Source organism: Bacteroidia bacterium (genome assembly GCA_025056095.1).
Lineage (GTDB): Bacteria > Bacteroidota > Bacteroidia > JANWVE01 > JANWVE01 > JANWVE01.
This window is the reverse complement of the sequence record JANWVW010000158.1, coordinates 1-6585: the sequence shown is the minus strand read 5'-3', so window position 1 is coordinate 6585 and position 6585 is coordinate 1. Positions and strand designations below refer to the sequence as shown.

Annotated in this window: 6 protein-coding genes; 2 read left to right on the top strand and 4 right to left on the bottom strand. The window is 36.2% G+C overall.

Annotated features, from left to right (window positions below; translation table 11 throughout):
* Window positions 1-81 precede the first annotated feature (81 nt).
* Genes NZ519_10610 through NZ519_10600 form a run of 3 tightly spaced genes read right to left on the bottom strand, consistent with a single transcriptional unit; the run spans window position 82 to window position 3432 of the window.
* A complete protein-coding gene (locus tag NZ519_10610) occupies window positions 82-1413 on the bottom strand; it encodes a class I SAM-dependent methyltransferase (protein ID MCS7029200.1) in 1332 nt (443 codons plus the stop codon).
* Window positions 1414-1425: 12 nt separating this feature from the next.
* Window positions 1426-2844 carry a 23S rRNA (uracil(1939)-C(5))-methyltransferase RlmD gene (rlmD, locus tag NZ519_10605; GenBank protein MCS7029199.1) on the bottom strand — a complete coding sequence of 473 codons (1419 nt, stop codon included), beginning with the start codon at window positions 2842-2844 and terminating at the stop codon, window positions 1426-1428.
* A gap of 9 nt (window positions 2845-2853) precedes the next feature.
* On the bottom strand, window positions 2854-3432 hold the full coding sequence (locus NZ519_10600; protein ID MCS7029198.1) for a 7-carboxy-7-deazaguanine synthase QueE: 579 nt from the start codon (window positions 3430-3432) through the stop codon (window positions 2854-2856).
* A 150-nt stretch (window positions 3433-3582) separates the two neighbouring features.
* Here NZ519_10600 and NZ519_10595 point away from each other — a divergent pair, with 150 nt between their 5' ends.
* A complete protein-coding gene (locus NZ519_10595) occupies window positions 3583-3906 on the top strand; it encodes a hypothetical protein (GenBank protein MCS7029197.1) in 324 nt (107 codons plus the stop codon).
* Complete coding sequence (locus NZ519_10590; GenBank protein MCS7029196.1) at window positions 3884-5122, top strand: hypothetical protein; 1239 nt, start codon at window positions 3884-3886, stop codon at window positions 5120-5122. Before NZ519_10595 ends, NZ519_10590 begins: the two co-directional genes overlap by 23 nt.
* Window positions 5123-5130: 8 nt before the next feature.
* Here NZ519_10590 and NZ519_10585 read toward each other — a convergent pair whose 3' ends face one another.
* A complete protein-coding gene (locus NZ519_10585; protein ID MCS7029195.1) occupies window positions 5131-6423 on the bottom strand; it encodes a cation:proton antiporter in 1293 nt (430 codons plus the stop codon).
* Window positions 6424-6585: the final 162 nt, after the last annotated feature.

Sequence of the window (6585 nt, the reverse complement as noted above, 5' to 3'; positions counted from 1 at the left end):
GTTAGCGTAGCCCGTAGCACGCCGACCTTGTGGGCATGAGCGCAAGCGAAACGCCCACAAGGGCACGCCCAAAAAAAATAATTATCTTATTCGTTCTAATACAGCTATAAAAAAACCATCCGTATCATGAACATGCGGCAACAACTGTAAATACATCTTATTTTGCACCAATCGTTTTAATCTGCTTATATCCACAGGTAACTGTATCTCTGCTACTACCTGTTCTACAGATAAAGGACTAAAATTCGTATTGAACTGCAAAAATTTATCTACTACGGATTGATTTTCTTTCTCAAAAATAGAACAAGTTACATATATCAATCTTCCGCCTACTCGCACAAAACTTTGGTAAGTTTGTAAAATTTCTAACTGAACATTGGGCAAACGTTCTATATCTTCGGGACTTAGCCGAAGCTTTAAGTCAGGGTTGCGGCGCAACGTACCTGAAGCTGAACAAGGTGCATCTATCAGTACATAATCTACCTTACCTGTGTAAGCTTGTTTGAAAGCCTCAAATTTTTGAACTGTATCCAACAAGCGAATATTTTGTAATTGACTTCTACGAATTCGCTGCTTGATGTTACCAAATCGCTGTGGGTCTATTTCATACGCAAATACCGTTCCTTTTCCTTTCATTAAAGTGGCTATGTGTAATGTTTTACCACCTCCCCCTGCACAAGCATCCAATACGGTTTTACCTGGCTTGGGATTGACTAACCAAGCTACTACTTGACTACCTTCATCTTGCAACTCTATCCAACCTTTTTTATACGTTTGTGTTGTAAAAATAGGTTTTCTATGTTCTACTATCAAAGTTTCAGGGCATAAATTGCCTTTTTGAGCAGTAATTCCTTCTTTTTGTAAAGCATCTGTAACGGCATCAGGTGTAGCCAAATATGTATTTACACGCAAGTGGACTTTTGCATTTTGATTGAGTATAGTAAGCATCTGTATAACTTCGTCAACGGAATAACTTTGTAGTAACTGCTGCACAAACCAAGTAGGAAAAGCTGTTTGATAAGCAATTTTTTCAATCTCCGAAGTAGGCTCGTATTCTTTTTCTACTGCTTTGTCTATCTTTCGCCAAAGGTGTTGGGGATAATTTAATAGGCTGCTGATTATATTTTGTATGCTATCGGGCTTGTGTTTGCAAGATAAAGCCGCATATAAGCTAACAGGCACAGTTAAATTTTGACCTAAGTTTTGTTGTTTGAGTTGAAGTTCTATGCGCGGTAGCGTTCGTATGGCTTCGTATATCGTTTCGCTAATTATTCGCCTATCTGTGGCGCCCAAATACTTTTTTTGTTTGAAAAAGTAATGGAGAGAGATATCCGCAGGTTTAAGTTGGTAAAAAATAGGTTCTGCAATTTCAAAAATATGCGAAATGAGAAAAGACCACTTTTTTTGTTCCATTTTAATTCGTTTTTATGGATTTTTTAAGACTAACTTTGCTATACATTCTACATGCGCTGTTTGAGGGAACATATCTACGGGCTGTAAGCTCACTACTTGATAATGTTCTAAAAGCATAGATATATCTTTTGCTTGGGTTTCAGGGTTACAACTTACATACACAATAGTGTGAGGTTTTGCTTGGATAATTGTTTGAACAACATCAGGATGCATACCTGCGCGGGGAGGGTCTGTAATCAATACATCGGGTTTTCCATGTTGAGCAATAAAAGACGGGGTAAGAATATTTTTCATGTCGCCTGCAAAAAAAAGAATATTCTGATTTTGATTAAGTACAGCGTTTTGTATACCATCTTGTATAGCCGAGTCTACTAATTCAATTCCTATTACTTTGGCTGCCTTTTTAGCAACGTAATTGGCTATTGTGCCAGTACCTGTGTACAAATCATATACAATTTGATTGGGCTGAATATCTGCTAATTCAAGCACTTTTTGATATAAAGTTTGAGCTTGCAAAGTATTGGTTTGAAAGAAAGAAAGTGGACTAATACGAAAGACTACATTTTCAAAATACTCTGTGATGTATCCTTTTCCTGCAAAAACATGATACGTTAGGTCTTGATAGTAATCATTTAATTTCGGGTTGATGATATAAATCCAGGAAGTAATAAAGTCAAGTTCGTTTTGAAAATAGTGCAAAGCTTTGTTGATAGCATCAATATCCTGTTCTGCTACAATAAGAATAAACATAAAATCGGGGGTGGTATAAGACTTTCTCAATACGATATTTCGCCAAAATCCTGAATTTTTTTTAAGGTCATAGAAAGGTTTTTGAGTTTGTAAAGCGTATGCTTTTACTACACGTAAAATATGCGAAGTTCTTTCATCTAAAAGGTGGCACTCTTGAAGGTCTAATACTTTATCAAATCGTTGTGGGACATGCAAACCTAAGGCATTTTTATCTTGGATTGAGGTAGTTTTATCTTGTATTTCAGTTAAGGTCAGCCATTTTTCTGTACTGAATGTAAATTCCATTTTGTTGCGATAGTAGTAGGGCTGTGGTGCAGGAATGATAGGTAAAAAATTGAATTTGAAATGGGGTATAGCCTTTTCAAAAGCATGGACTACAAATTTCTGTTTTTGCTCTAATTGAGTAGCATAGTGGATATGCTGCCATTTACAACCGCCACATATTCCAAAATGAATACACTTGGGGGAAGTATGGGCTACGGAATATTGATGAACTTTTTGTACAGTGGCTTCGCAAGCGTTTTTTCTTACTCTGGTGATGCGAATATCTACTACATCATCAGGGGCAACATTACCTTTGACAAAAACAGGTACTTGGTGGATATGCACTAAACCCGTACCTTCATTTGTCATTTGGTGAATATGGACTTGCGAAAAAATATCTTGCTTTTTAATTTTCATAGGATAAAATTAACGGATTTTAAGAAACTTATGCATCTGAACAGATAATCGCCATTGGGGATGCTGTTTTACTAACTCTATACAATAAGCAATGTTTTCATATACAGGGACATCGCCGTTGAATTCAGGTGAAATAAAATAATGTTCAGCTTTAATTTTAGGTTGCGGAATAGCTTGCCCTACATGCCGAATATACCGAAGTTCTTGCACGCCATCAGGAAAATTTTGAGCTAATACGTGCTCTGCCACTTTGGGACTAACTGCAATATAGTCTATGCCTGCGGGAACTTTATTCCCTCCGTGAGTTTCAATGGCTTGTTTATAGCCTTTATCTTTGAAAAATTGTACAATTTGTGAGGTAAGCTGCAAGGTGGGTTCTCCCCCTGTCCATACAATCCACTGGCAAGGATAATTTTGAATGTTTTCATAGATTTGTCCAACAGTTAAAATTTTTCCACTTTCAAATTCTGTATCGCAAAAGGGACAGGTTTTATCACAATGGCTCAAACGAATGAATATAGAAGGGCAACCTACTCTTGCCCCTTCGCCTTGTAAAGTGTAAAATATTTCATTGACTTTCAATTCCATTTTCAAGCTTTTAGCCGAATTATACTTTCTAATTTGCAAATACTTTATTTATTTTTGACTACAAAGGTAAAAAATCAAATAGAATAGTACTTGAAATTTGTAAAGTGTCTTTGAATTTTTGTTTAATTTGCAAAAAGAGAATTTAAGCATATGGAAATAAGATATCTATTAGTGCTGTGCTTTTTAGTCGCACTACTTTCATCTATTGGAAATGTGTATGCTGCTCATCAATCTGTAGTGGCTTATCCCAAAGCTGAAAATCAAACTGTAAAGGTTGAACAAAAACACAAGTTATGGAAAGTTGAAAAAAGACGTAAAAATCCGGCCCCAATTTTTTTGGTAATTATGATTATAGCTGCTTTGGCGGCGCTAGCAGCATATTTTCTTAATATGGGCGTACTGATTGCAGGTATATTGGGAGGTATAGCTTTTATTGCGTTTATATTGTACTTTGTATACTCTGGAGCTAACTAAATATCGCTATTCTATTTATGCAAGCATAAGCATCGTATTTATTTTACGATGCTTTTTATTGTTTCATCTTTTTATTTGCAGAGAATACACGTGGGATGATAGTTTTCAATACCTTCAAATTGCCTATAATTTACCTGACCACTACTCACAATGTACAGCAGAGGTATATGTTCCAGATTTACAACGTATGCCGTTGTATCCGCTTATGCTGTTTGTTCTTGGTACAAACTCTTACTTAATTTTGATTGTACAATTTTTAGCACAAACCTCAACTGCTGTACTTATATATTACATTACTCAAAAATATATTGGTCAATATGCCATTGCGGTAGGTTTAGCATATTGGATTATGCCTACAAGCATTTTGTTTTCAAGTCTTATACTAACAGAGTGCTTTTTTGTATTTTTAATAATACTTGGAATTTTTTATATCCAAAAACAAAAGTGGATACCTGCGGCTATTTTCATAACCGCAAGTGTTTTTACAAGACCTAACAGTGTTTTTCTGTTGTTTTTTATGGGGATTGTAGGGGTTCTGTATGTTTATCACCAAAAAGTTAGTTTGAAGTCAGGCTTTTTATTGTTTGCAGGGATAGTTTTAGCTCTATGCAGCATTCTAACGTGGATGTATCGAAACTATACTATCTCAAAGCAGTGGAAAATATCCACATTAGCGGATAATACTTTGATTCATGGTAGGTTAGGTGGACTTTTGTGTTATCAAAAAAAATTGCCCTATACTGATGATAATCTCGTAACACAAGCAGAAGCTTATTTGATTACTCAAAAGATTTTTGAGTTTAAGAGTTATTACTCGCAGGTTCATAGGCAAGAAACTGAACTTTATACCCAACAAGCGCATAAAGCTGCATACCATTACATTTTTTCCCATTGGAACGATTATATTTTATTTCAATTGGATTGTGCAAAGGAGTTGTACAAAGGTATGGGATATAGGTCTTGGCTGAATATCCTTCACAACAAGCTAATAGCAGCAAGTTTAGCAGCCGTGCAGGCTATTTTTTCCTTGTTTTGTGTCGGGATATTTGTTTATGCAGCTATCCACTTCAAGCGTCTAGATATGATGCAAAAAATTGTATTTTTAAGTCTATTGAGCATGTTTTTGCTTTCTTTACTACCCTATGCTGATACGCGTTATCGTTTTCCGCTAGAAAGTTTAGTATTTGTATTGTGGATAAAACGCTCAAAGAACTGAATGTGTTTTCAAACATTGAACGGCATTTTATCGGTAACTTTGTTCTGCTTGAGCAGGTTTCTCTCTTTGTTTTGCTGCTTTTTAAGAAAATATTTCATTAAACCTCCGCTGGTCATACTGGTAACTAATGCCATAATTACCAAGCCCACAAATATTTTTTCGTTAATAATTTTGTATTCAAGTGCAATTAAGCCTAAAATAATTTCCATAGCCCCTCTTGCGTTCAAGCCCGCGCCAACGGCAAGCGCTTGGTAACTTTGTAATCCCGAAATGTATCCTCCCACAAAAGAACCTGAAAATTTAGCTAAAAATGCCACAGCCAAAGTAGCTACAACAATTACAATGTCAAAGTTTGTGATAAAATTGACCCGTAGACCAACAGAAGCAAAAAACAAAGGTGCAAAAATGTTTGTTACAAACTGATAGATTATTTCTCTTGACTTTTCACTGAAAAAGAAAGAGTCGCCGAAAGCAATTCCTACAATAAAAGCGCCGAACAAAGCATGAATGCCAATATATTCTGTAAAAGCTGCTGCCGTAAAACAAGTGCATAAAGCAAAAGTGATCACTCCACCTTGTCCTGCAAAATTTTGCTTAAATAAAGGGAGCAGCTTATTGATAGTCCAGCGCCCTATTGTCAAAGTAATTAGAGTAAAAGCGATTGTCATTAACAAAGTAAAAGCTATACTGTACCCGTGGTGGGCGGTGCCTATGTTGCTTAAAATCACTGAAAGTAACAGCCAACCGATAATATCAGATAAAGTAGCCGATGCAATGACAATACTTCCTAAGTCAGTTTTAATCAAGGATAGGTCTAATAAAATTTTAGCAATAACAGGTAAAGCAGAAATAGATAAAGCAGTGCCTGCAAACATAGCAAATAATACTCTCTCTGTGGTAACCTCTAAATACGGATAGACCTGCCAACCTACCCCAAAACCTAAAATAAAAGGTATAAGAGTGCCCGTGGCTGTGATAATTACTGAAACTTTTCCTCTACGGATAATATTTTCAAATTCTACTTCCATGCCTGCTACAAACATTAAAAACACCATGCTTACGGAAGCTAATCCATCGTAAGCAATGTAAGCATTTTTATGTGTTTTGAACAGCCATTGAATAAAATCGGGAAATAAACCTCCTATTAAGGTAGGTCCTATAAAAATACCTGCGAATAGCTCACCAATAACAGTAGGTTGCCGAAACCTACGTGCTGCTTCTCCGAAAATACGAGCAGTGATTAACAGTACACTAATTTGAAGCAGCAGAAACAGAACGTCTTCATGCGCTAGCTTTGGCACAACGTTGCAAAAATACTCAATTTTTCGCAGAATTAAGCCGATTTATTAAGTTCATTTTTGTTTTGTTGAATTATTGTAGAGATTAAGTTTTATTTTTTTGGGCGTGCCCTTGTGGGCGTTTCGCTGCGCTCATGCCCACAAGGTCGGCGTGCTACGGGCTAC

What these genes read in the sequence shown, in the direction of transcription:
- NZ519_10610 (MCS7029200.1), bottom strand. Translation starts at nt 1,413, where the DNA reads ATGGAACAAAAAAAGTGGTCTTTTCTCATTTCGCATATTTTTGAAATT.
- rlmD (MCS7029199.1), bottom strand. Translation starts at nt 2,844, where the DNA reads ATGAAAATTAAAAAGCAAGATATTTTTTCGCAAGTCCATATTCACCAA.
- NZ519_10600 (MCS7029198.1), bottom strand. Translation starts at nt 3,432, where the DNA reads ATGGAATTGAAAGTCAATGAAATATTTTACACTTTACAAGGCGAAGGG.
- NZ519_10595 (MCS7029197.1), top strand. Translation starts at nt 3,583, where the DNA reads ATGGAAATAAGATATCTATTAGTGCTGTGCTTTTTAGTCGCACTACTT.